Below are 23,457 nucleotides of genomic sequence, written 5' to 3' on the forward strand. Positions count from 1 at the left end.
GGCATGCGCCCGGGTTTTGACGAGAGGTGGGTCGGGAATCGTGGGGCACGGCCTGGCTTCAGGCCGGGACGCCGTGCGACTGCGCTGCTTCGGTCGCCTGCAGGGCGGCGTCGCGGGGCATCAGGGTCGCGTACTTCTGGTCCATGTCGAAGAGGTTGGCCTCGTGCGCCTGCAGCGACCGGTCGCCCACGCAGTCCGTGACGACCAGGGGGCGAAAGCCGTGACACATGGCATCGACCACGCTGGCGCGGACACACCCGCTGGTGGTGCATCCCGCGATCAGCAGTGTCTGCACGCCGCGCTGGGACAACCAGGAAGCCAGCGAAGTGCCGAAGAAGGCCGAGGGATGGATCTTGCGCAGCACCAGCTCGCCGCTGCGCGGCTGCAGCTGCGCGACGACCTGGCTTTGCGGCGCGTCCTCCCGCAGGGCCAGGATGGACGGCACCTTGAGCGCGAAGATGTTGGCGTCGGCGCCATCGTCCTGGTACACGACGCGCGTGTGGACGATGGGCCATCGGCGCTCGCGTGCGGCAGCCAGCAGGCCGCGCGTGCATTCGATGGCCGGCTCGATGTTGCCGCCGCCGAACGTGAGCGGATCGGCGAATCCGTTGACGAAATCGATGATCAGCAGGCCGTACGGCGCCTTCGGTGCGACGGCGTTGCCGAAGCCCTGCTTCTGGTAGATGTCCGGATCGGCGTTCATTGGAAGGCCTCGTCGATGACCTTGCCGTCGCGAACCACGACGACGTCGTCGAGCTTCACCGTGCAGTTGCGCAAGGGAATGTCCAGGTGGCAAGGCGTGGTGCGAGGCCCTCCGGCCTCGTTGTTCGGGCCCAGCGAGAACAGGAAGTTGCCTTCGAACGCACGCGCGTCCTGCCCGGACGTGGCTTCGCGGTCCACCAGCGACAGCGTGTGCCAGTAGCAGCGCGGCTGCATCCCCCAGCCGATGTGCGCGATCGCGTAGGCCTCGGGGTCCTTGTAGGCCTCCATGAACTCGCGCAGCAAGGCGGCGTCGATGTCACCTTCGATGCTGCGCACGAAGCCTTCGCGCAGATGCATGGTGATCCTGTCCGAGACGTAGTTCTTCTGCGGCAGCAGGATGTCGCCGCGGTCGATCACGATGGTGCCGTCGCTGCCGCCTTCGTTGGCGAAGGTGAAGAGGAAGCCGCTGGGCCAATGGTCCCAGCGCCCGGGCTCCTCGCAGAAGCCGTACTCGGAGATGGTCGGGTAGTCGCCGAGCTTGAAAGTCACGTCCGTGCCGGCCGGCGAGGTCACATGCATCTTCCTGGCGGCCTTGAGCAGCTTCGATGCGGCGAGCACGCGTTCGCGATCGGCCTCGGTGGGCACCGCCCGCACCAGCACCTCGGGCGGCTCGACGGCCAGGAGGATCTTCGTCCCCGACTCGAGGATCTCCATCTGCTCGGGCGAGAACAGCAGCAGCATCAGGTCCAGGACGATGTCGCTGTTCTTCATCGCCGCGAGCGCGACAGGGTTGTTGGTGAGGGGCGTCTCCCCCAGGTAGTTCATCAGGTCGCGGCTGGGGGCCTTCTCCGCGTTGATGGGCTGCAGCTCGATCCTGGTGACGACCGCGCCCGCGGCCTGCGCCGCGATCGTCGCGGTCTGCAACGTCTGCGGATGGGTGTGGGGTCCGCACAGGATCGAGACCTTCTGTCCGCGCTCCACCTTGCTGAGCTTCAGAACCTCGTCCCAGGCCTTGACCATTTGATAATCGCTGACTGGCATTTTTCGTCCTTTGTTTGAAAGTGTCAGATCTGCAGGAGCGCAAGGTCCTGCGGGCTGCCCAGCTTGAAGAGCCGGCGGGCATTGCCGTGGCACACCTGCTCGCGGGTGCGCGCGTCGAGCGGCGCCTGTTCGATGAAGGCGCAGGCCTCGGCGGTGGACTCGTAGGGGTAGTCCACGGAGAAGAGCACGGCCTGGGCGCCGAGCTCGCCGATGGCGCCCAGCAGCGCCGGCGCGGAGCACACGCCGGACGTCGTGATCAGGATGTTGCTGCCAAGGTACTCGCTGGGCTTGCGTGCCAGCTTGATGCCCGAGGGGTAGGCGGCGAAGCGGCTGTCGATGCGCCAGCGTTGATACGGCAGGGCCTCGCCCATGTGGCCCAGCAGCAGGGTCAGCCGCGGGAAGCGGTCGAACACCCCGCCGAACAGCAGGCGCAGTGCATGCCCCGCCGTCTCCACGCCCCAGCCCCAGGTGGCTCCCTGGAGCACCGGCATGCCCTCCAGCAACGCCGGCGGCTGGCTGAACGCGTTGGGGTGCAGGTAGATGGGCACGCCGAGTGCCTCCGCGCGCTCCCAGAACACGTCGAACTCGCTGCCTTCGTAGTAGCGGCCCAGAGTGTGGCCGTTGATCAGCGCGCCCTTGAAGCCGCACTCGACGACGGTGCGCTCGAGTTCTCGGGCTGCGGCCGCCGGGTCCTGGAGCGCGACGTGCGCGAAGGCGCCGAAGCGCTGCGGATGGCGCGCCACGCGCTCGGCGAGGAACTCGTTGTTCTCGCGTGCGCGCCGCACGGCGGCGGCGCCGTCCGCCTCGGCCTGCACGCCGGGCATCGTCTGCGACAGCACGGCGTACTCGATGTTTGCGGCGTCCATCTCGGCCAGGCGCTGGTCGTCGAAATCGCTGAGCCTGGCATCGAGCCGCGCCACGAAGTCGGCCGGCAGCGCGCGCGTGTATTTGGCGGAGTACGCATCGAAGCCGGGGGCGGAGAAGTGCTCTTCGAGCGCGATCTTGGGGGTTTGATTCATTGTCGTCCTCATTGGATTCAGGCCGGGTACGCCAGGGCCGTGTCGAGAATTTCCGTGTCGTGCACCACTTCGCGGCTGGCGATGAGCAGCCGTTCGCCGTCGCGCACAAAGCGGTCGTGGTAGATGCCCGCGAGATGCACGGTGGAAGGCCCCTCGACCAGCGTCTGCATCAGGATGAAGGGGGTCTGCGAGCTGATCGTCTCGCCCGTCTCTTGCAGCACGCGCGTGATCCCCAGCACATGCAGCATGTGCCGTGGCGCGAACATCTGCGAATGCGCCACGGCGAGCGCGCGGTCGGTGATCATGTCCAGGCCCTCGCAGTAGACGAGGCCCACGGGCATGTCCAGCAGCGCGTTCTGGCGCGAGGTGATCCGGTAGGTCGCGTCCTTGCTGAAGAACTCGGGCCAGCGCTCGATGTCGTTGGCATCGAGGGCGGCGCAGTACTCGACGTGGAAGGAGTCGACCTCTGCGCGCAGCTCGGCCGCGCGGCGCGGCGAGATCGTGGATCTGGCGTAGGCGAGCCGCTCTTTCATGCTGCCACCTCCGCGACACGGATGCCCATGACGTCCCGGTAGTACTGGTAGAGCGACCGGATGCACGACTCCGAGATCAGGTTGCGCGCCGTTCCCTGGTGGCCTGCATCGAGCTTGACGACGTTGTTGTCCGTGGACGAATTGCGGATGCCTTCCTGCACGAACTTCAATGCCTCGTTGTCTTCGAGGCCCAGGAAGCCGGAGGGGCCCATCAGGTTGCCCTGCCGAAGGCGGTGCCGCGTCATCTCGGGCGTATCGTCCTCGTAGCCGAACATGGTCCACTGCATCACCATGCTGTTCGGGCCGTTCGGAATGATCTGGCGCACACCCATCGTGTTCATCTGGCGCTGCACGATCAGGTTCGGCCACATGGTCATCATGTTGGCGGACCAGGGCGAATCGAACTCGCGCACGTAGTCCAGAAACCGCTCGTCGCGCAGCCGGAGCTTGTCGCTGAACGACCGCATCTGCGCCTTGTCGTCGGCGTCGACCGTGGCATAGACCTGGTCGGGCTTGGACGACGCCATGTAGCCGTGGCGGCCATGTTCCTTGTCGGCGAAGACGATCGACTTGATGCCAGGCACCAGGAGGCCGAACACCACGAGGAACGAATGCAGCAGCGTTGCGTGGTATGGGTCCTTGAGGTTCTCGTGGTACATCTTCCAGTTGCACGGAAGCTCGTTGCGGCAGTAGCCCAGGATCCTGAGCTTGCGGCCCGAGAACGGAACGTCGAACTCCTGGACGATCTCCTTGGTCATGTACTCTTCCAGTGGCGGCGTCTTGTCGGAGTAGGTGGCGAACACCACGCCGTTGCGCGTGGCCACGCGCAGCTGCCGGGTACCGTGCTCCGCGTTCTTGAAGTCCGTCGGCATGCCGCCGACCTTGTTGATGCCGCGCTTGAACGGAACGCCCTGCAGGTTGCCCTTGAGGTCGTACGACCACTGGTGGTAGGGGCAGACGAACTCCTTGGCGTTGCCGTGGCTGGAGCGACAGAATTCGGCGCCGCGGTGGGCGCAGCGGTTCTCGAAGACGGAGATCGTGTGGTCTTCCGCGCGAACGATCACCACGGCCGTTGCGCCCACGTAGCCTCGCTTGTAGTCGCCGGGATTCGGGATCTCGGCTTCCAGCGCGACGAAGTTCCAGGTGTCGCCCCGGAAGATGCGCTCGATCTCCTGGTCGTAGATGGCCTGGCTGGTGTAGACCCAGTCCGGAATGTTGTTGAGCGCGTCCGCGGGCCAGACGCACTGTTCCAGGGGCGGGTTCTTTCGGGCATTCGTGATGCCGATGACCGCCTGCGATTGATACATGAAAGCTCCTTAGGCTCTGAGGTGTGGTTGAACGGTGGAAGGGGCGCCGCCTCGCATCTGCTTGGCCCATGCGCGCAGATCGGTGGCGTCCCGCTGGAATTCGTCGAGCAGCACCGGCTGGCGCTGCTCGAAGAGGGGCCGAATGGCGCGCAGATCGGCACCGGCGTTGATGGCCACGCCGTGCAGCGGAACGGCACCGCGATGGCCGATCCACAGCACCTTGCCGGTGGCCGGATCGCCTCGGCGCACGTATTCGAGACCGGGGGCCGGCAGGCCCAGCATCTGGATGTTGTGCCGGCCCTGGTCGGTCCAGAACCAGGGCACCGCCGGTGCCGGGCTGGTCGCACCGAGCATGGCGGCCGCGGCGGTGCGGGCCTGCTCGTTGGCGTTCTGCCAGGATTCCAGGCGCGTCGGCGTCGCGTGCCCCGGGCGTTGCTGGCTGGTGCAGTCGCCGCACGCGAACACGTGCTCGTCGCTGGTGCGGCACTGCGCGTCGACCAGAACGCCACCGCCCGCCGCGATCTCCAGGCCCGCATCGCGGGCCAATGCGTCGTTGGGCGAGAGGCCGATGGCCACGACGATCTCGTCCGCCTCCAGGTCACCGGCATGGGTCGACAGGCGCATGCGGCCATCGGGCAGAGGGTCGACGCCTTCGAGGGCGGTGCCGAGCAGGAGCCGCGCGCCTGCCTGCCGCAGACCGGATTCGAGCCACGCCGACGCTTCCGGCGGAAGAAATCGATCGAGCAAGGACTTCGCGCGCTCGACCACGCTCACCGCCGCACCGGCCGACAACGCGGAGCTGGCGATCTCGAGGCCAAGAAAGCCGCCACCCAGGATCGCGACCCGCGGCTTGCCCTGGAGGGCGGCGCGCAGCCGTCGCGCGTCGTCGAGGGTGCGCACGTAGTGCACGTGCGGTCGGCCCGCCGGTGCGGACGCCAGCGTGCGGGCCTCGCCGCCCGTGGCGAGCAGGCACATCTCGTACGGGAGCACCTGGCCGCCGGCAAGGCGAACCTGCCGCTTCGAGAGATCCAGGGCCACCGCATCGCTGCTGCTTCGAAGATCGATGTCGCCAAGTTCCCATGCGTCCTGCGAAAAGACGCCGAGGCTCGGCTCCTCGGCCGCCACCAGCACGGCCTTGGACAGCGGGGGCCGCTCATACGGCTTGTGGCGCTCCCTCCCCAGCATCGTGATGCGTCCGCGGTAGCCGTGTTCGCGCAGCGCATGGGCGGCGACCGCCGCAGCCTGGCCCGCACCAACGATGACGACGCCGGGCGAAGTCATTTCGCGGCCGACGACATCACGTAGATGTCATCGCCTTCCTGCTTCACGGCGTGAGTGCGCAGGTCCACGGTGACCGGCGCGCACATCGCCCTGCCCGTGCGGATGTCGAAGCGGCCCTGGTGCAGCGGGCATTCGACACAGCCGTCCTCGACATAGCCCTCCGACAGCAGCGCGGTGGCATGCGTGCACATGCTGTCCGTGGCGAAGAACTCGTCGTCGATACGAAACAGCGCGACGCCGTGGCCCGCGACGTTGACGGTTTTCGCTTCATCGTTTTTCAGCTCTCGCGCCGAAGCGACTTTGATCCAGTTCATGGCTCCATCCGGGGATTTTCCGGACCCTTCAAAATTAGTCAGTGAACTGTCATATTAGTTGGACTCATATGTGATTTCAAGTACGGGTTTTTACTGTCCGACGTTGCACCAGATTGGATCCGAAAGGCGGACAAATAACGCCACAGAAGCGATTTATGCCAATGCAGATGCACCACTTTCGAGATGTTTCTTAGTTAGGGTTTGCATCGACGGCAGGCTGCTTCCATCGCGCCAGCATCGGTCATATACTTGTGAAAGTGAACTGTCATATCGTGCGAATCAAATGTCGAAATGCACGTTGGCGATCAAGCCCTTGTGCGGGGTACGGCGAAGAGACTTGTTCTTGCGCGCCGATCACCTGGGCATTGCCGGGCATGGGCGGACTCGATGGAGTCCGGCACCAGGAAACCAGTCAAGGAAAAGGAAACGCATGGACCGAGCAGACATTCCGGCGAGGCTGTTGAAGCGCGAGGGCATCGGCGCCCGGGTGCCTCGCAAGGAGGACGCGCGCCACCTCGTGGGAAAGGGCAACTTCGTGGGCGACTTCGTGCTGCCTGGCCTCCAGGAGGTCGCGTTCCTGCGCAGCCCGCTCGCGCACGCGGTGGTCACCGGCGTCGACATTCCAGAGGCGCTCGCGGGGAAGGTGTTCCTGCGCGAGATGATGTCGGATGCGGCGGACATCGGATCGCCGTCTTCGGTGCCCACCTATCAGTACTCGGCGCTGCCGCCGCTGGCTTCGGGCAAGGTCCGCCACGTCGGCGAGGCCATCGCGATGGCGGTGGCACCGACGCGCGCCATGGCGGAAGACCTGCTGGAGGAAGTGGAGGTCTCGTACGACGAACTGCCCGTGTACCACAGCGCGGATTCCGCGCTCGCGGCCACGGGGGAGTTCATGCACCCTGACTGGAAGGACAACGTCTTTCTCACGCTGCGGACTGATCGCGACTTCGAAGCACTCGCCGCGAAGGCCGAGGTGAAGGTCAGCCGCACGGTCGAGCTGTCGCGCCAATGCATCGTGCCGCTGGAGGGCAAATCTGTCCTGGCCTACTGGGATTTCCAGACCGACCAGCTCGTGGTCGTCAGCGCCACCCAGGTCCCGCATCTGCTGCGCGTGGGCATCGCCCAGCACCTCGCGATGAACGAGGAAGCCGTGCGGGTCGTGTCCCCGGACGTCGGCGGCGCCTTCGGCTACAAGGGACAGCTCTATCCCGAGGACCTCTGCGTCGCCTGGCTGGCCAAGACGTATCGCACGCCGTTTCGCTACCTCGAGGATCGGCGCGAGCACCTGATCGTCGGCGCCAACACGCGCCAGCATCACTACCGGCTCACGGCCTATGCGGACCGCACGGGCAGGCTTCTGGCGCTGGATGCCGTCATCACCATCGACGGCGGCGCCTATTCCTACTATCCCTTCTTCGTCGGCCTGGAGCCTGGCCAGGCGATCGGCAATCTGCCCGGGCCCTACAGCTTCCGCGGCTATCGGTGCGAGACCCTGTGCGTTGCGACCAACAAGCCCGGCTTCATGGCCTACCGTGGCGTCGCGCGCACCGGCGTCTGCTTCGCGATCGAGCTGCTCATGGACGCCGTGGCCCGCGAGGTGGGGCGTGAGCCGTGGGAGGTACGGCTGGAGAACCTGGTTCCGGCCTCGGCCATGCCCTATGTGAACGTGGCCAACAAACACTTCGACAGCGGCGACTTTCCGGCAAGCCTGCGCCGCGCCGTGGAGATGATCGGACTGCAGGCCGTGCGCGAGCGCCAGGCGCGCGGCGAGCCTGACGGGCGGCTGATCGGCTTCGGCACCGCCACCTACACCGAGCAGTCCGCCCACGGCACGACGGTGTTCGCGAACTGGGGCCTGCCAGTGGTGCCCGGCTTCGACCAGGCGGTCGTCAGGATGACCGCGGACGGCGGGCTCGAAGTGCGTGTAGGCGTGCACTCGCACGGCCAGGGCATGGAGACCAGCTTCGCGCAGATCGCCAACGACGTGCTGGGCATTCCGGTGGCACGGATCCGGGTGGTGCACGGGGACACGGCACTCACGCCGTTTTCTTCGGGCACCTACGCCTCGCGCGCCACCGTCATGTCGGGAGGCGCCATCTCGGTCGCGTGCAAGGAACTGCTGCCGCGGATCCAGTCGATCGCAGGCTACCTCATGGGCGTGGATGCGCAGACCGTCGCATTGATCGAGGGACGCGCCGTGTCCGGCGACAAGTCAATCCCGCTGTCGGAAGTCGGGGGCGCGTGGTACCTCACGCCGCAGGACCTGCCTGCCGACGTTCATCTCGGCGGCCTGGAGGTGTCCCGTGCGTACAAGCCCAACGTCGATACAGGCACCTTCACCTATGCAACGCATGCGGTGGTGGTGGCCGTCGACACCGAAACCGGCGAGGTCGAGATCCTCGACTATGTGGTCGTGGAGGACTGCGGGACCATGGTCAATCCCATGATCGTGGAGGGCCAGACCATCGGCGGCATCGCACAGGGCATCGGCACCGCGATGTATGAGGAGAGTCCGTACGACGAACAGGGCCAGCCGCTGGCTTCCACCCTGGCGGACTACATCCTGCCGGGTGCCACCGAGGTGCCGCGCATCCGCATCGACCATTTCGAGACACCGTCGCCGCACACCGAATTCGGAGCCAAGGGCGTCGGCGAAGGTGGCGCGATTGCGCCGCCGGCGGTGATCTTCAACGCGGTGAACGACGCCCTGCGCGGCACCGGTGCTGCCGAGGTGCTCATGACGCCGCTGACGCCACGCCGCTTGCTCACGGCCCTCGAAAGCGCGAATCGCGAACAGGAGCACGCCCGATGAAAGCGCCGAAATTCGCATACACGCGCGTCCTCGATGTCGGCGAGGCGATCGCTGCACTGGCGGCAGGCGCAGGCGCCGCGAAGGCCATGAGCGGGAGCCAGTCCCTCGGCCCGATGCTCAACCTGAGGCTGGCGCGGCCTGCTCAGGTGGTCGACGTCGCGCAGATTCCCAGCCTGCGCACTGTCAGCCACAAGGCCGACTGGATCGAGATCGGCGCCGCCGTCACCCATGCGGAGATCGAGGACGGCACGCACCCGCCGCTGGCCGCGCACCCCATGCGCCCAGTCGCAGGCGGGATCGCCTACCGCGCGATCCGGACCCGAGGCACCATCGGTGGCAGCCTGGCGCATGCCGATCCCGCGGCCGATTGGGTGGTGGTACTGGCGGCACTCGGCGCGCGCGTGGTGGCCCGTTCGCCGCGCGGCGAACGCACGATCGACGCCGACACATTCATGCTCGGCGCCTACACCACCGTGCTCGAGTCCGATGAACTGATCGTGTCGGTCGCCGTGCCTTCGGAGACATCCTCCATGCATTGGGGATATCACAAGGTCTGCCGCAAGCCGGGCGAGTTCGCGGAGGCCAGTGCGGCGGTGTATTTCGACGCTTCGCGCGAGCGTGCGCGCATCGTCCTCGGGGCTGCCGACGGCCCTCCCCTTCTGCTGCATCCGCTCGCAGCCGAGATCGCGCACAACGGTGCCGGCGCGGCCGGCCGCGAGTCGCTGCGGGCGGCCGTACGCGCCGCGCTCCCTGAACGCGACGCCATCGACCAGAAGCTCTTCACCGCCTGCCTGGAGCGCGCACTTGAGCAGTCCGGCGTCCTGGCCGGTGCCAAACACGCGGAGTAAAAAGACTTGGACCCCATTTCCATTCAAGTGAACGGTCGCAGCATCTGCCGACCGGCCGAGCCCAGGGTGCATCTGGGCGATTTCCTGCGCGACGAACTGCGCCTCACCGGAACGCACCTCGGCTGCGAGCACGGCGTGTGCGGTGCCTGCACGGTGCTCGTCGACGGCCAGCCCACGCGCTCGTGCATCACATTCGCCGTGGCATGCGAAGGCCGGGAGGTCACCACCATCGAGGGCTACGACGACGACGCGGCGATGCAGCGGCTGCGGCAGGCATTCACGCGCCACCATGCGCTGCAGTGCGGTTTCTGCACGCCGGGAATGCTGACCACGGCGCGCGACATCGTGCTTCGCTTGCCCGATGCCGACGAAGCGCGCGTGCGCCTCGAGTTGTCGGGCAACCTGTGCCGCTGCACGGGTTACCAGGGCATCGTCGACGCCATCCTGGACGTGCTCCAGCAGCAACGCGACACCCCCGACGCGCAGTTCGAGAAGCTGCGCCAGAGACTCGTCGCACCGCGAACGGTCGCGCTGAAACGCGTCGCCGCGGCGACGCCCGCCGAATCGCCGGTACCGTCGCCTGGCAGGACCGCGGCATCCGATCCGGCCGCCGCGGCGGACATGGCAGAGGTCGATCCCGTGGCGATGGCCAAGGCCAAGGCGAAAGGCAACGCCATCGAGGTCCATTTCGACGTGCCTCATCCGATCGACCGGGTGTGGGCATTCATGGGGGACCTGCCTGCGGTGGCGTCGTGCCTGCCCGGCGCGACCATCGACTCGCACGAGGGTGAAAGGGTCAAGGGCACGATCGCCATCAAGTTCGGGCCGATGTCCGCAGCCTTCGCCGGCGCGGCGCGGCTGGAACGCGACGATGCCGCCAGGCGCGCCGTCCTTCGAGGCGCGGGCCAGGACAGCCTCAGCAAGTCGCGCACCCAGGGCGACATCACCTATCGGCTCGAAGCGCTGGCCGCCGACAACACCCGGGTCCACGTGGACATGGTCTACGCGCTTCAGGGGCCGCTCGCGCAGTTTTCGCGCTCGGGGCTCGTGAAGGACTTCGTACGCCGCATGGTGGCGGACTTCGGCAAGCAGATCTCGCGTCGGCTGAGCGGGCAGGCGGCTTCGGTCGACGAGCCGCAACCCACGGTCTCCATGGCCGCAATGATGTGGAGCGTGTTATGGAACCGCATTCGAGGCTGGTTCGGGAGGCCGTCGCAGTCCTGAGACTGTTCGTGCCGGGTGCCGCATCGCTTCCAGCGCAACGGCGAAGGTTCGTGTCGATGCCGTTTGCGCCGCCAGTCGGGGCGGGAGCGGCTGGTGAATGAAACACCACGGAGTCGCAATTGAGTTCATTTCTTCATGGCTACCACGTGCGCGCCAACGGGGTTCGGCTGCACCTGCTGCGCTATGGCGGGCAGGGCCCGCGCATGCTCCTGTTGCCCGGCATCACGAGCCCGGCCATCACATGGGGCTTCGTCGCCGAGCGACTGGCCCGCCACTTCGACGTTCATGTTCTGGACTTCCGCGGGCGGGGCCTGTCCTCCAGCGTGCCCGGCATCGACGCCAGCCTCGATGCCATGGCGGGCGACGTGCTCGACCTGCTGGAGGTGCAGGGGTGGTCGTCCGTCACGCTGCTGGGGCACTCCATGGGGGCACGCGTCGCGATCCGCGCCGCGTCGCGCGACGCGCGCCGCCTCGACAAGTTGCTGCTGATCGATCCGCCCGTCTCAGGCCCCGGCCGCCGCCCCTATCCCGTGCCGCTGTCGTGGTATGTGGATTCCATCCGGATGGCCACCCAGGGCATCACGGCCGACGGGCTGCGTCCCTACGCGCCGACCTGGACGGACGAGCAGTTGCAGCTACGGGCCGAGTGGCTCCACACGTGCAGCGAGGAGGCGGTGGTCCAGGCGCATGCAGGTTTCCACGGCGACGACATCCACGCCGATCTGGCGAGGTTGCAGACGCCCGGGCTGCTCATGACGGCGGGGCGCGGCGGCGTGGTGCTCGCCGAAGACCTGGCGGAGATCGAAGCCCTCGCACCCCACCTGAGGCAGTGCACGGCCCGCGACGCCGGCCACATGATCCCGTGGGACGACGAGCTGGATTTCCACCGCCTGTTGGGCGAGTACCTCGAGGTCGGCCTGCTGTAGCGGCTGGCGTCCTCGTTCCTTTTGCATATGGGGGAGCCGATACACTCGCCGGCTGACACTATTGGCGATCTCGAGATGATGACAAAGCGTTCTCCCGCCCGGAAGAAGACAGGTGGCACCACCGAGGTGGAGGCGGCAAAGCCCAAGGGTCCAGAGCCATTCAATCCGCTGCGCGAAGTCATGTGGCGGCGTCCGGGCTTCCTGATCCGCCGGCTCACTCAGATCGGGCAGGCGATCTTCTTCGATCTGTGCAAGTCCGAGAGCATCACGCCGCTGCAGATCGGCATGTTGACCGCGCTTTCGATGAACCCGTGGCTCGATCAGAAGGCCCTCGGCCGCGAGCTTTCACTGGATCGAACGACGACGGCCGAAGTGGTCAAGCGCCTGGTCGACAAGGGGCTGGTCGAGACCCGCGTCAATCCGGACGATCGCCGGTCGAGGCTGTCGGTGATCACCAAGGACGGACTGAACCTGATCAACGACCTGCAGGACAGCATCCACCGCTCGCAGGAACTCTTGATAGAGCCGCTGTCACCCGAGGATCGCGCCGTCTTCATGAAGCTGCTGGCTCAGCTCGTGGATGCCCACGAGAAGATGGAGAAGCAGGGCTAGCCCGTCTGGCTTGAACCTTCGCCTCGTCCCGCCGGCTGCCTGGCGCCCCTGTCCGGCCGAGCCGAATTTTTCATTTACCTTGGATCTGCTTCGAAAGAAAAATCGAGATGAGCTACACCGCCCCCATCAAGGACATGCTGTTCGACATCGAACACCTGGCCAACATCGGCGAGATCGCGAAGCTGCCGGGCTTCGAGGACGCCGGCCTGGAAACCGCACAGGCCGTGCTCGAAGAGTGCGCGCGCTTCAATCAGGACGTGGTCGCGCCGCTGAACGTGCCGGGCGATCGCAATCCCTCGTCGCTCAAGGACGGCGCCGTCACCACCACGCCGGGCTTCAAGGAAGCCTTCGCGCAGTACGTGGCGGGCGGGTGGCAGGGGCTGCAGCATCCGGCGGACTTCGGCGGCCAGGGCCTGCCCAAGACCATCGGCGCGGCCTGCGGCGAAATGCTCAACTCGGCCAACATGAGCTTCGCGCTGTGCCCGCTGCTGAGCGACGGCGCCATCGAGGCGCTGCTCACGGCCGGCTCCGACGAGCTCAAGGCCACCTATCTCGAGAAGCTCGTGAGCGGCCAGTGGACCGGCACGATGAACCTCACCGAGCCGCAGGCCGGCAGCGACCTCGCCATGGTGCGCAGCCGCGCCGAGCCGCAGCCCGACGGCACCTACAAGGTGTTCGGCACCAAGATCTTCATCACCTACGGCGAGCACGACATGGCCGAGAACATCGTGCACCTCGTGCTGGCCCGCGTGGCCGGTGCGCCGGAAGGGGTGAAGGGCATCAGCCTGTTCGTCGTGCCGAAGTTCCTCGTGAACAAGGACGGCTCTCTCGGCGAGCGCAACGACGTGCACTGCGTGAGCATCGAGCACAAGATGGGCATCAAGGCCTCGCCGACGGCCGTGCTGCAGTACGGCGACCATGGCGGTGCCATCGGCTATCTCGTGGGCCAGGAGAACCGCGGCCTCGAGTACATGTTCATCATGATGAACTCGGCCCGCTACGCTGTGGGCATGCAGGGCATCGCGATCGCCGAACGTGCCTACCAGCACGCGGTGGCCTATGCCAAGGAGCGTGTGCAGAGCCGCCCGGTGGACGGCTCCATCAACACCAGCGCGCCGATCATTCATCACCCCGACGTCAAGCGCATGCTGATGACGATGCGCGCCTACACCGAGGGTTGCCGCGCGATGTCCAGTGTGGCCGCGGCTGCCTACGACGCGGCGCACCATCATCCCGACTCGGACGCACGCAAGCAGAACCAGGCCTTCTACGAGTTCATGGTGCCGCTGGTGAAGGGCTACAGCACCGAGATGAGCCTGGAAGTGGCTTCGCTCGGCGTGCAGGTGCACGGCGGCATGGGCTTCATCGAGGAAACCGGCGCGGCGCAGTACTACCGCGATGCGAAGATCCTGACGATCTACGAAGGCACCACCGCCATCCAGGCCAACGATCTCGTGGGCCGCAAGACGGCGCGCGACGGCGGCCAGACTGCGAAGGCGATCGCCGCGCAGATCGAGAAGACCGAGGCCGAGCTGGCCAAGAGCGACAACCCCGCTGCCGCGGCCGTGCTCAAGCGCCTGAAGGCCGCGCGCGTTGCCTTCGTCGAGGTGGTCGATTTCGTGGCGGGACAGACCAAGGCCTCGCCCAACGCCGTGTTCGCGGGCAGCGTGCCCTACCTGATGCTCGCGGGCAATCTCGTGGCCGGCTGGCAGCTGGCGCGCTCGCTGATCATTGCGCAGGACCTCGCCTCGCGCAGCTTCGACACCGACTTCATGCTGGCCAAGATCGCCACCGCGCGCTTCTATGCCGAGCACATCCTCAACAAGGTGCCGGGCATCCGCGACAGCATCGTCGACGGCGCGGAGAGCGTGACCGCGCTGGCGCTCGAATCCTTCTGAAGCAAGGACCAGCGCCCTCCCCCTCGCGCGACGACGTCAAGCCGGCGGCTCTCCCGTACTGGCAACGGCCGCTGAGCATTGGCGCCCTCTGGCGAAGCCTGCGCGACATATCGAACGACAACATCGGACCGAACACCCGGCCATCGGACACGTCCGCTGGCCCGACGCAGGCAACCGACGCAAGACGTGCGCTCGCTTTGCATCACGACTTTCCTCAGGAGGTTCCCGCGCTTGGCTTCACATTGCCGGAGGCGAGCGGACATGGCTTGTCGTAGCAGATCGAATCGGTAGTGCCGGCCCGACGAAATATCAGAGACTGATGGCCGCGATTCCCACCAGCACGATCACTCCCCCAGCAATGCGGCGTGCGAGATGGTCCTCACGAAAGAGCCAGCACGCGAGGAAAGCGCCGATGACGATGGATGACTCGCGCAGGGGCGCGATCAGAGCCACCGGCGCACTCAGCATGGCCGTGAGAACGAGGATGTAGGCCAGCGGGGACAACACGGCCACGATGAGGATCGGCACGGCGTCAGCGCGAAGGACACCGGGGATCCGATGCCGCCGCAGCAGCGCGATGGGTGTCAGGATCAGGCCTTGCAACAGGAGTGTGCCTGCGTAGTAGCTCACGGGCGCCAAGTGCCACGAGGTGACCGAGTAGCTGTCCCAGAGGGTGTATGTGGCGATGGTGGCACCTGTCGCGCCCCCCCAGAGGATCCCCGGCACGGGACGGCCGCTGCCGCTTCTGAACAGATTGCCGACAACGACGAGGATGCCCGCGACGATGAGCAACGCTCCGAGCATCGCGACCGCGGTGAGCCGTTCCCCCAACAGGAGAACCGCGAACAGCATCGTCAGCACGGGACCCGTGCCGCGGGCGACCGAATAGACCACGCCCAGCTCCGCGCGGTCGTAGCCGGCCTGCAACGTCAGGGAGTATGCGATGTGCAATGCGGCCGAAACGGCGGAACCCACCGCGAGCCGCCAATCGATCGCCTGCTGCCCCGTGACCATGAAGGCCATGCCGATCGGCACGCACAGCAGCGCCGAGGCGCAGGTATAGGCCCAGACGAAAAGAAGGGTGTCTCCGCGCTTGTATTTCGAGGCGATGTTCCACAGCGCATGGGCTGCCGCCGCGGCGAGGACGAGCGCCACGGTGCCGGGGTGCATCAGCAGATGTCGGGCAGGTCGATGCCTGCGCGCTCTGCGCGTCGGCTGCGCTCCGGATCGCGCAGGGCGAGCGTCGCGACCAGCGCGTCGATCACGACGAGTTGGGCCAGCCGGCTCCCTGCTGCGGCCATCTGCGCCGGCAGTGGTGCACCGCCGACGACCAGCGCGGTATCCGCGAGGGTGGCCAGTGGTGTGCCGTACTGATTGGTGATGGCAATGAGCGAGGCCCCGGCGGCCAACGCTGCATCGGCGATGGCGAGCGTGGTTGAAGTGCGTCCGGTCGAACTGACGGCGATCACGACATCGCCGGTGTCCAGGAGGCGCGTCGCGATCATCGCCGACAAGTAGTCCGGGATGCCGATGGTCGTCACGCCGACCGCGCGCAGACGGAAGACCGCGTCGGCGGCGACTGCCGCCGACGGGCCGGCACCGAATGCGATGACCTGTCGCGCCGACTGGATCGAGCGGACCGCTTCGTCGAGCGCAGGGAGTTCAACGGCCCCGCCGAGCGCGGTCAGTGCGTCGGTGCCTGCGCGGATGGACGTTTCGAGCACCGCGGCCGATGTCGCATCCGCAGCAAGCACTTCGGGAGGCGCGAAGAACCGGGTCGTGCCTCGGGCACGAGCGATCTCGATCTTGAGTTCGGTGAACCCGGTGAACCCGATCGCACGCGCGGCGCGGACCACGCTCGGTGGCGAAACGCCGGCACGAGCGGCAACCTGCGCGGTCGTGCTGGCGCCGACGAACAAGGGGTCAGCGAGCAGCAGAGCCACGACCTTCGCTTCGCTGGCGGCCAGATCGCCGCAACGGGCCTGGATGCTCCCTATCCATTGCCCGAGCCGCCCTTCATCGGAAGAAACTCCATTACCAATTTCATCTTTCATTTGGAATATATTACACACCTCATTCAGAGCAGACAACCTCGCGTGAGCAGGTGCTCTGCAACAAGTCGCAGGAGTCCCGTTGCATGAGTCCAGAAAGCAGTCCATCCGTGGCCATCGTGGGTCCGGGTGCCATCGGCACCACGATCGCGGCGCTGCTGCACGAGATCGACCGCACGCCGTTGCTGTGCGGCCGCACGTCCCGCGATCATCTGGCGCTGCACGATGGCGATCGCCTCATCACCATTGCCGGTCCGGTCCGGACCGATCCCACCCAGTTCGATCGCCCGGTCGATATCGTCTTTCTCGCCGTCAAGGCGACACAGATCGAGGCAGCCGCAGCATGGCTTGGTGCGTTGACCGGCCCCGAAACCGTCGTGTGCGTTCTGCAAAACGGCGTCGAGCAGTTGGACAAGGTCGCTCCACATTGCCGAAGGGGGCGGATCGTGCCCGCCATCGTGTGGTTTCCTGCGCAGGCGCAGCCCAACGGCTCAGTGCGCCTGCGTGGCGACGCTCGCCTCAGCCTGCCGGACACGCCGGAGTCCCGCGCGATCGCCGAGGCGCTGCAAGGCACCCGCTGTTTCGTCGAGCTGGCAGGCAATTTCGAATCCCTGGCCTGGCGCAAGCTGCTGCAGAACGCGGCGGCCGGACTCATGGCGCTCACGCATCGTCGCTCGGGCATGTTCGGCCGCCCCGACATCTCCAGGCTTGCCCTGGGCTATCTGCAGGAGTGCCTGGCGGTGGCCCGTGCCGAGGGCGCCGAACTTGGCGACGAAGTACCACAGGCGATCCTCGACAAGTTCCAGGCGTCTCCCGCCGACATGGGCACATCCATCCTCACGGATCGCGAAGCCTGCAGGCCGCTCGAATGGGACGTTCGCAACGGTGTGGTCTCACGTCGCGGCCGGGCTCACGGCATTCCCACACCCATCAGCGACGTTCTGGTGCCGCTCCTCGCGGCTGCGAGCGACGGCCCTGGTTGATTCCCGGCCGACGGACATCGCCATGGGCTCAGAAGGCACCTGGAGGCGCTCGGGCGAACTTGAGCGGCGGCCGAGCGGACCTCAATCCATGGCGCGACTTCGACTGGCCGGCGATCCCCGGCCATTTCGGCGAGCCGTGGTTTCTTCCCATCGTGGGCGCCTACTACCGCTTTCAGGACCTGGTACGCTGAAGGCCGCCAGCGAATGGCCCTCTCTAAAGGAGAAAAGGCCGGACACCTTTGAAAGTGTCCAGCTTGGTGGCTGGTCCTGCCGCCAGGATCGATCTATCTGCATCACCTATTGACCATGAGGCGTACGGCATCGCCGCGATGACACGCACAGAGGCGGCAACGCTCATCGAATTGCCTCTGGAATTGAGCGCCTGAAATTCAACTTCGGAATATCCGCCCCCCTTCAACGCATGGTCGTCGGTAACAAGGTGGTGGATCACGAACGGATCACCGGCATCCGCGAGTCGGAGGTTGAAGGCATCGCACTCTATGAAGTGTGCGATAGGCTTATCCGCAATGTCTGGTTCTATTCGGATGAGTAGACCGCTTCCGTGAGCGCGCCCTGCCGCGAGCGACAGTCGTCAATCGATGACGCCTTTGGGTTCGACCTGCTGCTTGTCTTTCGCGTCTGCCCGCTGGCCTTGACGCGCTTCTTCGCCGCGGCACTGCTGTGCAGAAAAACCATGCGCGAGTGGATTCCGCTTCGATCCATGGACTCGGTGTTCCTTCACAGGCATGCAAAGTCGTCCTACGCAGGGCGTGCCATGGATATAGCGATGCTCATGCGCAGGATCGCGCAACCAGCAGCAGCAACCAGTGCGAGGAGACTGCACCGCCATGCTCGCCACGACCCACCGGATACGGACCATCGCCGGCATCGACCTCTTCGTTCGGGAAGCCGGGCCGCGAGATGCGCCCGTACTCCTTCTGCCGCACGGCTATCCCTGTTCGTCGTTCCAGTTTCGCCGACTGATGCCGGCGCTCGCCTACCGTTGGCGCACCATCGCCGTCGACTGGCCGGGCTTCGGCTTGAGCGATACCCCGGAGCCGTCCGAGTTCGGCTACGACTTCGATGCCTATGCGTCGATCCTTGCGGGGGTTGTCGACAGCTTCGGATTGAAGCGCTACGCGCTATGGCTCCATGACTACGGTTCGCAGATCGGCCTGCGTCATGCGATCCAGCGACCCGAGGCGATTTCCGCGCTCATCATCCAGAACGGCGATATCTATGAAGATGCGCTCGGGCCAAAATACAAGAACATCAAGGCCTACTGGGCCGAGAAAACACCTGACACGCACAAGCCGCTGGTCGAGGCAGTGAGTGAGAAAGGATTCCGGGACGAGTTCGTGGGCGAGGTATCCGAAGAGGTGGCGGCCCGCATCCCGCCCGATCTCTGGAAGCTGCACTGGCCGCTGATGAACACGCCGGCGCGGACCCGCATTGCGGTCGGCTTGATGGAGGGGCTGGAGGCCAATCTCGGCTGGTTCCCCCGGTACCAGGCCTACCTTCGCGAGCACCGGCCCCCGACGCTGATCGTATGGGGCCCGCAGGACGACTACATGCCGCGAGCGGCGGCACAAGCCTACCTGCGCGACCTGCCCGGTGCGGAACTCCACATCCTCCCGGATGCCGGCCACTGGCTGCTGGAGACGCACTTCGAAGAAGCGCTTGCCCTGGTGCAGGACTTCCTTTCCCGAACCCTGCGTTGACGGAGAACCCAAACCATCATGACCACCAAGCCCACCATCGCACGCATATGGCGAGGCCGCACGCGGCCGGAGGTCGCCGACGAATACGAAGCCTACAACCTGGCCGAAGGCGTGCCGCCCTTGGAAAAGACAGCGCTCGGCGTCCAGCTCCTGCGGGAGGACCGGGAAGACGAAACCTGGTTCACGACAATCTCCTATTGGGCGGACATGGATTCGATGACCGCGTTCACGAAAGGCGACCCGCAGGCGGTTCACCACCTGCCGCGGGACAAGGAGCTCTTGATCGAGCTGCCCGAGAAGATCCAGATCCATCGCATCGTGCTGGATCGGAAAAACTGAGCGGGCCACTCGATCCATCGGCAGGCGTACTTGCGCGGCGTCTTCCAGCTATATGACCGGCGCGGTCATCCCCGTCGATGGGGGGCGTCCGCGCGGTAGCGAAGGCACATGACCGCTACTTCAACGCGGCGCCGCCTCGCGCGAGGTACTGCGCCGAGAGGCGCGCGAACTGGCCTCCGTCCGTGCTGATCGAGGTCTGGCTGCCCGCTCCCGCGCTGAAAACGATCCCGATGGTGTGCATGTCGCCGTACTCCTGGGTGTTGGTCAGCATGTAGTCGACGTGGTTGTCGCGGTAGTGCTGGTCGGTGCCGCCGGGCGTGTCGGAGGGCACGCCCATCGGCGTCTGCCACCACAGGATCGGAAGGCCGTTGCCGAGCGCCGTGCGGTAGTCCGAATACTGCTTCTGGTTGTCGTGGAAGTTCGGACTGGTCTTGTTGCTTGCGTCCCAGTAGAACGGGGCGCTTCCGTTCTGGCACTCCGGGGGGGGCGATGCAGCTTCGCGGCAGCCCGCATCGCGGTCGCTGGTCTGGGCGACGATGAAGTCTGCCTGGTTCGCGCCGGCAGCACGCATCATCGCGGCGACTTCGACGGGCGTGCCGTTCCAGAAGGCGGGCGGAAACCCGATCAGCGCCTTCGGCGCGACCTTGCGGCCCATCTGCACGAAGCACTGGCCAAGGCCCGCGACGGTGTCGGGCAGCGTGGCGCATTCGGGCTGGCCGCTCACTGCGGCGGCCATCTTCGTCAGATCGCGGCCAGGCGCCTGCGACGCGGCGAAGCCCCAGAAGTCCGGCTCCACATTAACCAGGGCAGGCTTGTCCAGCTCCGCGATGCGCTGGTACATCAGCCGGACCTGCCCCCAGTACTTGCTCATGAAGGTCGCATCGCTGATGCCGCTGAGATTGCCCTCGCCGTTCGCGGTCATCTGGTAGAGCGTGAACATGGGAACTGCACCATAGGCGTCGGCAGCCTGCGCGGTGAAGGTGACATAGGCCCCATCGGGGCTGTTCCACGTAGGCCAGGACCCCGGGCCGACACCCACCAGATAGCGCTCGACGATGTCGGGATGGATGTCCTGGCTCTTCATGTCGTCGATGGAGGTCGCGCCCAGCCCGACCAGCACACGCGAGGGTTTGCCAAGCTTGTTGGCCATGGCGACGGTGGCCGGCACAGGCGCGCTGCCACCGGTTCCGCCCTGGGTCCCGCTACCGGAGGTGTTGCCGGCCGTTTGGTCGCCGTTGTTCTGGCCAGCATCGAATTGACCGCCGGTGCCGGCCTGGCCCGTCGGGTTGCCAACCAGCGGAATGCCGGTACCTCCGCCGCCGCCACCTCCTCCGCCACAACCGAAGAGCAGCAAAGAGGCCATCAGCGCGGAAACGCATCGCCGAGAAAGAATGTCCATGAGAGAGGTCCGAGAGAGGTCGAAGTCAAACAAACACCGGCGCGCCTGTGCATGCGCGCGCCGGTTCGGGTTCAGGGTGGTCCGGACAGCGCTGATGCCCCGATGGCACTCAGCGTGCGAGGTCCGCGATGAAGGCCGCGTCCTTCGCACCGCTGTAGATGCGGAAGTCCTGCATGCGCCCCTTGAAGTACGGATCGCCGCCGTACTGGGAGCGGCCCAGCCAGGTCCGGGTGGTGTTGCCCAGCTGGAAAGGATTGATCCAAATGCCGTCCGCGGTGGCCACCTGCGCGCCGTCCATGTAGAGCGTGCCCACGGTGCCCGAGAGCGTGACCGCCAGGTGCACCCAGCGCCCGGTGGGTGTCTCTCCGCCGGCCACCGACTCTTCCTTCCAGAACTGATTGCGAGAACCTGAGAAACGCAGCTGTTTGTTGCCGTCGCGAAGGATCAGGATCATGTAGGCCACGTCGTTGGAACCGAAGTCGAAAACGCGCGCGATGACCGACGCGGTATCCCAATAGACCCACACAGCGATAGTGAAATCGCCCAAGGCCGACACAGCCCCGTCTGGCAACTGGACGTGACCGCTGCGGCCATCAAGCTGCACGGCGCTTCCGCCATTGCGTCCTTCACCCCAACTCGTGCCGCCCGTCAATTGCGCATGCAGGCCGCGGCCGCTGGCGTCGTTGGCATCGCCGTTGAGCGGCAGGTGCAGCCACAGCTCGCCCGGGACTGCCACGCGCAGGGTATCTGCGCCGGTCATCTCCCCGGCGTCGGTCACCGCATCGATCCGGTAGTACCAGGTGCCCTGGTCGGGGTCGTCGGTGTAGGTGCGCGGTTCGGTGACCGGCGCGAGGGTCGTGAACGGACCGTTCAGCGAAGCTGCCCGCTGCACGAGGTACTGGGAAGCGCCTGCGGTGCCCCACCACGACAGCTGCACCTTTCCCTCGTTCAGGAATGCGCTCAGACCGCTGGGCCTGGCGGCGGGAACCGGATCGCGCGCATAGAGCAGCGTGCCGATGCCGGGCTGGTCGCCGCCATCGACGCGCTCGGGCCGGATCTTGTCGAGCATCGCCTTGGTCCAGGGGGCCGAGAGTCCCTTGCGGCTCACATAGTGGCTGTAGATGAGGTCCCAGTTGGGTCGCAGGCTGTTCGTGCCCGCGGCAGCGGTCCCCGCTCCATGGACACCCTCGTAAGGAGCGAACGGCATCGTGTACAGCGCGTTGCCGTTGGCATCCGCGAGGTTCGTCTTGGCCACGTACTCTGCACCGGCCAGCAGCCGGTTGTTCCAGTAGCCGAAGAGGTCCTCGCCCTGGTTCCAGGCCATCTGGCACAGCATCCCCGCCAGCGAGATGCCGAGGGTCGAGTGGCCCTGGTCGCGATGGCTCTCCTGCCACTGCCCCAGGTAACCGGGATGCACGTAGTAGACGTTGTTGGCACTCGCGCCGCAGCCGCGGCCGCTCTTGTAATAGTTGCTCGCTTCGGCGACCAGGTCGGGCCGGTCGCAGAACACGCCGATCGCGTAGACGGCGCAAATGTTGGCCAGGTCCCAGTTGGCCCAGTAGTGGGTGACCTTTCTGGTCTCCGTGCCGTTGTGGTTGACCAGGAAGTCGTGGGCCTTCGGATAGAACACGTTCAACAGCATGGTCTGGAAGCGCGCGACGTCTTCCTTCGCCCAGCCGGAGTAGGTCCGCATCAGTTCCGCGGCGTTGGCCCACTGGTTGCCGTAGAGGCCCGAGGCGAGGAAGACGTTGGAGTTGCCGCCCAGCTCGGTCAAGGTCGACGACCACGCGTTGAGGAACTCCACCGCCTTCTTCGCATAGCTCTCGTCGTTGGAGATCTTCCAGCGCAATGCGAGGTGAAGGGCGCGCACCATGTCGCCGACCATCTGCCAGTAGTTCTCGCCATCGACGCCTCGCGTTACCAACGCCAGGGGGCGCGGCTTCGCATCGAGGTTGGTGTTGTTCGTCTTGAGCATCATGTTCAAGCCGCCCACCCAGGGCTCCGCATTGGCGGCCAACTTGTCCCGGATGCGCTGCAGGTCGGCCTCGGTGACGAGCAGGCCGGGGTGCGTGATCTTGCGTACTTCAGGCTCGGGAGCGGTCGGCTCGGGCGCCGGGGTGGCGGGCGTATCGACACCGGCGGCAGCATCAGGCGTGGCACCCGGTGTCTGCTGCGCGGTGGATCCCCCTATCGGCGAAAAGCCTCCGCCGCTACCACCACCGCAAGCCGTCGTGCCAAGGGCCAATGCGCTCGCGGTGCCGATGAAGAAGGTGCGGCGATCCAGCAGAGCTGCATTCTTGTCGTCGTTCGATGAATGTGTCATTTATCGCAAATGTGTAAATAAATGATTCCGCAAGCTGCGTGCCATTCGCTTCGATGGTTCGATGAAATGAAATCGGTAAAACCGATGGATGCATTGCGCACGTTGCGAGGGACACGCAGTGGCA

At 66.0% G+C, this 23,457-nt stretch carries 22 protein-coding genes; 10 read left to right on the top strand and 12 right to left on the bottom strand.

Going from position 1 to position 23,457, the window contains the following annotated elements; translation table 11 throughout:
• Positions 1 to 58 precede the first annotated feature (58 nt).
• Genes ABL840_RS19770 through ABL840_RS19800 form a run of 7 tightly spaced genes read right to left on the bottom strand, consistent with a single transcriptional unit; the run spans position 59 to position 6,197 of the window.
• On the bottom strand, positions 59 to 703 hold the full coding sequence (locus tag ABL840_RS19770) for an isochorismatase family protein (RefSeq protein WP_093209860.1): 645 nt from the start codon (positions 701 to 703) through the stop codon (positions 59 to 61).
• On the bottom strand, positions 700 to 1,743 hold the full coding sequence (locus tag ABL840_RS19775) for a 2,5-dihydroxypyridine 5,6-dioxygenase (RefSeq protein ID WP_093209858.1): 1,044 nt from the start codon (positions 1,741 to 1,743) through the stop codon (positions 700 to 702). Before ABL840_RS19775 ends, ABL840_RS19770 begins: the two co-directional genes overlap by 4 nt.
• Before the next feature lie 23 nt (positions 1,744 to 1,766).
• Entirely contained in the window at positions 1,767 to 2,762 is a 996-nt protein-coding gene (locus tag ABL840_RS19780; protein WP_093307830.1) for an amidohydrolase family protein, read from the bottom strand.
• A gap of 17 nt (positions 2,763 to 2,779) precedes the next feature.
• Positions 2,780 to 3,295 (bottom strand): aromatic-ring-hydroxylating dioxygenase subunit beta, encoded by a 516-nt coding sequence (locus ABL840_RS19785; protein WP_093307828.1) that lies wholly within the window; start codon positions 3,293 to 3,295, stop codon positions 2,780 to 2,782.
• Entirely contained in the window at positions 3,292 to 4,602 is a 1,311-nt protein-coding gene (locus tag ABL840_RS19790) for an aromatic ring-hydroxylating oxygenase subunit alpha (protein ID WP_093307826.1), read from the bottom strand. The genes ABL840_RS19785 and ABL840_RS19790 overlap by 4 nt, the downstream gene beginning before the upstream one ends.
• A 9-nt stretch (positions 4,603 to 4,611) precedes the next feature.
• Positions 4,612 to 5,883, bottom strand: coding sequence for an NAD(P)/FAD-dependent oxidoreductase (locus ABL840_RS19795; RefSeq protein ID WP_093307824.1), 1,272 nt, complete (start codon positions 5,881 to 5,883; stop codon positions 4,612 to 4,614).
• Positions 5,880 to 6,197 (bottom strand): non-heme iron oxygenase ferredoxin subunit, encoded by a 318-nt coding sequence (locus tag ABL840_RS19800; RefSeq protein ID WP_093209849.1) that lies wholly within the window; start codon positions 6,195 to 6,197, stop codon positions 5,880 to 5,882. Before ABL840_RS19800 ends, ABL840_RS19795 begins: the two co-directional genes overlap by 4 nt.
• A gap of 430 nt (positions 6,198 to 6,627) precedes the next feature.
• Here ABL840_RS19800 and ABL840_RS19805 point away from each other — a divergent pair, with 430 nt between their 5' ends.
• The 6 genes from ABL840_RS19805 to ABL840_RS19830 all read left to right on the top strand — a co-directional run bounded on the left by ABL840_RS19805 (position 6,628) and on the right by ABL840_RS19830 (position 14,517).
• Complete coding sequence (locus ABL840_RS19805) at positions 6,628 to 9,009, top strand: xanthine dehydrogenase family protein molybdopterin-binding subunit (protein ID WP_093209847.1); 2,382 nt, start codon at positions 6,628 to 6,630, stop codon at positions 9,007 to 9,009.
• Positions 9,006 to 9,857, top strand: a complete 852-nt coding sequence (locus ABL840_RS19810; RefSeq protein WP_093307822.1) for an FAD binding domain-containing protein — start codon at positions 9,006 to 9,008, stop codon at positions 9,855 to 9,857. Before ABL840_RS19805 ends, ABL840_RS19810 begins: the two co-directional genes overlap by 4 nt.
• Before the next feature lie 6 nt (positions 9,858 to 9,863).
• Positions 9,864 to 11,081: a xanthine dehydrogenase family Fe-S subunit gene (locus tag ABL840_RS19815; protein WP_093307820.1), complete on the top strand. Its 1,218-nt coding sequence runs from the start codon at positions 9,864 to 9,866 to the stop codon at positions 11,079 to 11,081.
• A 119-nt stretch (positions 11,082 to 11,200) separates the two neighbouring features.
• Positions 11,201 to 12,007: an alpha/beta fold hydrolase gene (locus ABL840_RS19820; RefSeq protein ID WP_093307818.1), complete on the top strand. Its 807-nt coding sequence runs from the start codon at positions 11,201 to 11,203 to the stop codon at positions 12,005 to 12,007.
• Positions 12,008 to 12,034: 27 nt separating this feature from the next.
• Positions 12,035 to 12,619: a MarR family winged helix-turn-helix transcriptional regulator gene (locus tag ABL840_RS19825; protein WP_418115937.1), complete on the top strand. Its 585-nt coding sequence runs from the start codon at positions 12,035 to 12,037 to the stop codon at positions 12,617 to 12,619.
• A gap of 107 nt (positions 12,620 to 12,726) precedes the next feature.
• The gene (locus ABL840_RS19830; protein WP_418115938.1) at positions 12,727 to 14,517 is read left to right on the top strand and encodes an acyl-CoA dehydrogenase; all 1,791 of its coding nucleotides are present in this window, start codon (positions 12,727 to 12,729) and stop codon (positions 14,515 to 14,517) included.
• A gap of 309 nt (positions 14,518 to 14,826) precedes the next feature.
• On the opposite strand, the gene ABL840_RS19835 is transcribed toward ABL840_RS19830, so the two are convergent.
• A complete protein-coding gene (locus tag ABL840_RS19835) occupies positions 14,827 to 15,687 on the bottom strand; it encodes a DMT family transporter (RefSeq protein WP_093210058.1) in 861 nt (286 codons plus the stop codon).
• Complete coding sequence (locus tag ABL840_RS19840; RefSeq protein ID WP_093210057.1) at positions 15,687 to 16,571, bottom strand: MurR/RpiR family transcriptional regulator; 885 nt, start codon at positions 16,569 to 16,571, stop codon at positions 15,687 to 15,689. The genes ABL840_RS19835 and ABL840_RS19840 overlap by 1 nt, the downstream gene beginning before the upstream one ends.
• Positions 16,572 to 16,654: 83 nt before the next feature.
• Here ABL840_RS19840 and ABL840_RS19845 point away from each other — a divergent pair, with 83 nt between their 5' ends.
• Both ABL840_RS19845 and ABL840_RS19850 read left to right on the top strand, forming a co-directional pair.
• Positions 16,655 to 17,551 (top strand): oxidoreductase, encoded by an 897-nt coding sequence (locus tag ABL840_RS19845; protein ID WP_093210055.1) that lies wholly within the window; start codon positions 16,655 to 16,657, stop codon positions 17,549 to 17,551.
• A 59-nt stretch (positions 17,552 to 17,610) separates the two neighbouring features.
• Complete coding sequence (locus ABL840_RS19850; protein ID WP_256230713.1) at positions 17,611 to 17,742, top strand: hypothetical protein; 132 nt, start codon at positions 17,611 to 17,613, stop codon at positions 17,740 to 17,742.
• A gap of 401 nt (positions 17,743 to 18,143) precedes the next feature.
• Here ABL840_RS19850 and ABL840_RS19855 read toward each other — a convergent pair whose 3' ends face one another.
• Positions 18,144 to 18,299 carry a hypothetical protein gene (locus tag ABL840_RS19855; protein ID WP_176947679.1) on the bottom strand — a complete coding sequence of 52 codons (156 nt, stop codon included), beginning with the start codon at positions 18,297 to 18,299 and terminating at the stop codon, positions 18,144 to 18,146.
• 100 nt (positions 18,300 to 18,399) lie between these two features.
• Here ABL840_RS19855 and ABL840_RS19860 point away from each other — a divergent pair, with 100 nt between their 5' ends.
• Both ABL840_RS19860 and ABL840_RS19865 read left to right on the top strand, forming a co-directional pair.
• Positions 18,400 to 19,272 (top strand): alpha/beta fold hydrolase, encoded by an 873-nt coding sequence (locus tag ABL840_RS19860; RefSeq protein ID WP_093307867.1) that lies wholly within the window; start codon positions 18,400 to 18,402, stop codon positions 19,270 to 19,272.
• A gap of 18 nt (positions 19,273 to 19,290) precedes the next feature.
• Positions 19,291 to 19,611, top strand: coding sequence for an antibiotic biosynthesis monooxygenase family protein (locus ABL840_RS19865; protein WP_093210052.1), 321 nt, complete (start codon positions 19,291 to 19,293; stop codon positions 19,609 to 19,611).
• Positions 19,612 to 19,726: 115 nt separating this feature from the next.
• Here ABL840_RS19865 and ABL840_RS19870 read toward each other — a convergent pair whose 3' ends face one another.
• Complete coding sequence (locus tag ABL840_RS19870) at positions 19,727 to 21,010, bottom strand: hypothetical protein (RefSeq protein WP_240652203.1); 1,284 nt, start codon at positions 21,008 to 21,010, stop codon at positions 19,727 to 19,729.
• Positions 21,011 to 21,119: 109 nt separating this feature from the next.
• Entirely contained in the window at positions 21,120 to 23,333 is a 2,214-nt protein-coding gene (locus ABL840_RS19875) for a LamG-like jellyroll fold domain-containing protein (protein WP_093210049.1), read from the bottom strand.
• Positions 23,334 to 23,457 lie beyond the last annotated feature (124 nt).

Source organism: Variovorax sp. NFACC27 (assembly GCF_048301545.1).
GTDB classification, from domain to species: domain Bacteria; phylum Pseudomonadota; class Gammaproteobacteria; order Burkholderiales; family Burkholderiaceae_C; genus Variovorax; species Variovorax gossypii.

Excerpts from the sequence above, each read along its gene's own strand:
- ABL840_RS19770 (WP_093209860.1), bottom strand. The coding sequence starts at position 703 with ATGAACGCCGATCCGGACATCTACCAGAAGCAGGGCTTCGGCAACGCC.
- ABL840_RS19775 (WP_093209858.1), bottom strand. The coding sequence starts at position 1,743 with ATGCCAGTCAGCGATTATCAAATGGTCAAGGCCTGGGACGAGGTTCTG.
- ABL840_RS19780 (WP_093307830.1), bottom strand. The coding sequence starts at position 2,762 with ATGAATCAAACCCCCAAGATCGCGCTCGAAGAGCACTTCTCCGCCCCC.
- ABL840_RS19785 (WP_093307828.1), bottom strand. The coding sequence starts at position 3,295 with ATGAAAGAGCGGCTCGCCTACGCCAGATCCACGATCTCGCCGCGCCGC.
- ABL840_RS19790 (WP_093307826.1), bottom strand. The coding sequence starts at position 4,602 with ATGTATCAATCGCAGGCGGTCATCGGCATCACGAATGCCCGAAAGAAC.
- ABL840_RS19795 (WP_093307824.1), bottom strand. The coding sequence starts at position 5,883 with ATGACTTCGCCCGGCGTCGTCATCGTTGGTGCGGGCCAGGCTGCGGCG.
- ABL840_RS19800 (WP_093209849.1), bottom strand. The coding sequence starts at position 6,197 with ATGAACTGGATCAAAGTCGCTTCGGCGCGAGAGCTGAAAAACGATGAA.
- ABL840_RS19805 (WP_093209847.1), top strand. The coding sequence starts at position 6,628 with ATGGACCGAGCAGACATTCCGGCGAGGCTGTTGAAGCGCGAGGGCATC.
- ABL840_RS19810 (WP_093307822.1), top strand. The coding sequence starts at position 9,006 with ATGAAAGCGCCGAAATTCGCATACACGCGCGTCCTCGATGTCGGCGAG.
- ABL840_RS19825 (WP_418115937.1), top strand. The coding sequence starts at position 12,035 with ATGGGGGAGCCGATACACTCGCCGGCTGACACTATTGGCGATCTCGAG.
- ABL840_RS19830 (WP_418115938.1), top strand. The coding sequence starts at position 12,727 with ATGAGCTACACCGCCCCCATCAAGGACATGCTGTTCGACATCGAACAC.
- ABL840_RS19835 (WP_093210058.1), bottom strand. The coding sequence starts at position 15,687 with ATGCACCCCGGCACCGTGGCGCTCGTCCTCGCCGCGGCGGCAGCCCAT.
- ABL840_RS19840 (WP_093210057.1), bottom strand. The coding sequence starts at position 16,571 with ATGAAAGATGAAATTGGTAATGGAGTTTCTTCCGATGAAGGGCGGCTC.
- ABL840_RS19845 (WP_093210055.1), top strand. The coding sequence starts at position 16,655 with ATGAGTCCAGAAAGCAGTCCATCCGTGGCCATCGTGGGTCCGGGTGCC.
- ABL840_RS19855 (WP_176947679.1), bottom strand. The coding sequence starts at position 18,299 with ATGCCTGTGAAGGAACACCGAGTCCATGGATCGAAGCGGAATCCACTC.
- ABL840_RS19860 (WP_093307867.1), top strand. The coding sequence starts at position 18,400 with ATGCTCGCCACGACCCACCGGATACGGACCATCGCCGGCATCGACCTC.
- ABL840_RS19865 (WP_093210052.1), top strand. The coding sequence starts at position 19,291 with ATGACCACCAAGCCCACCATCGCACGCATATGGCGAGGCCGCACGCGG.
- ABL840_RS19870 (WP_240652203.1), bottom strand. The coding sequence starts at position 21,010 with ATGGACATTCTTTCTCGGCGATGCGTTTCCGCGCTGATGGCCTCTTTG.
- ABL840_RS19875 (WP_093210049.1), bottom strand. The coding sequence starts at position 23,333 with ATGACACATTCATCGAACGACGACAAGAATGCAGCTCTGCTGGATCGC.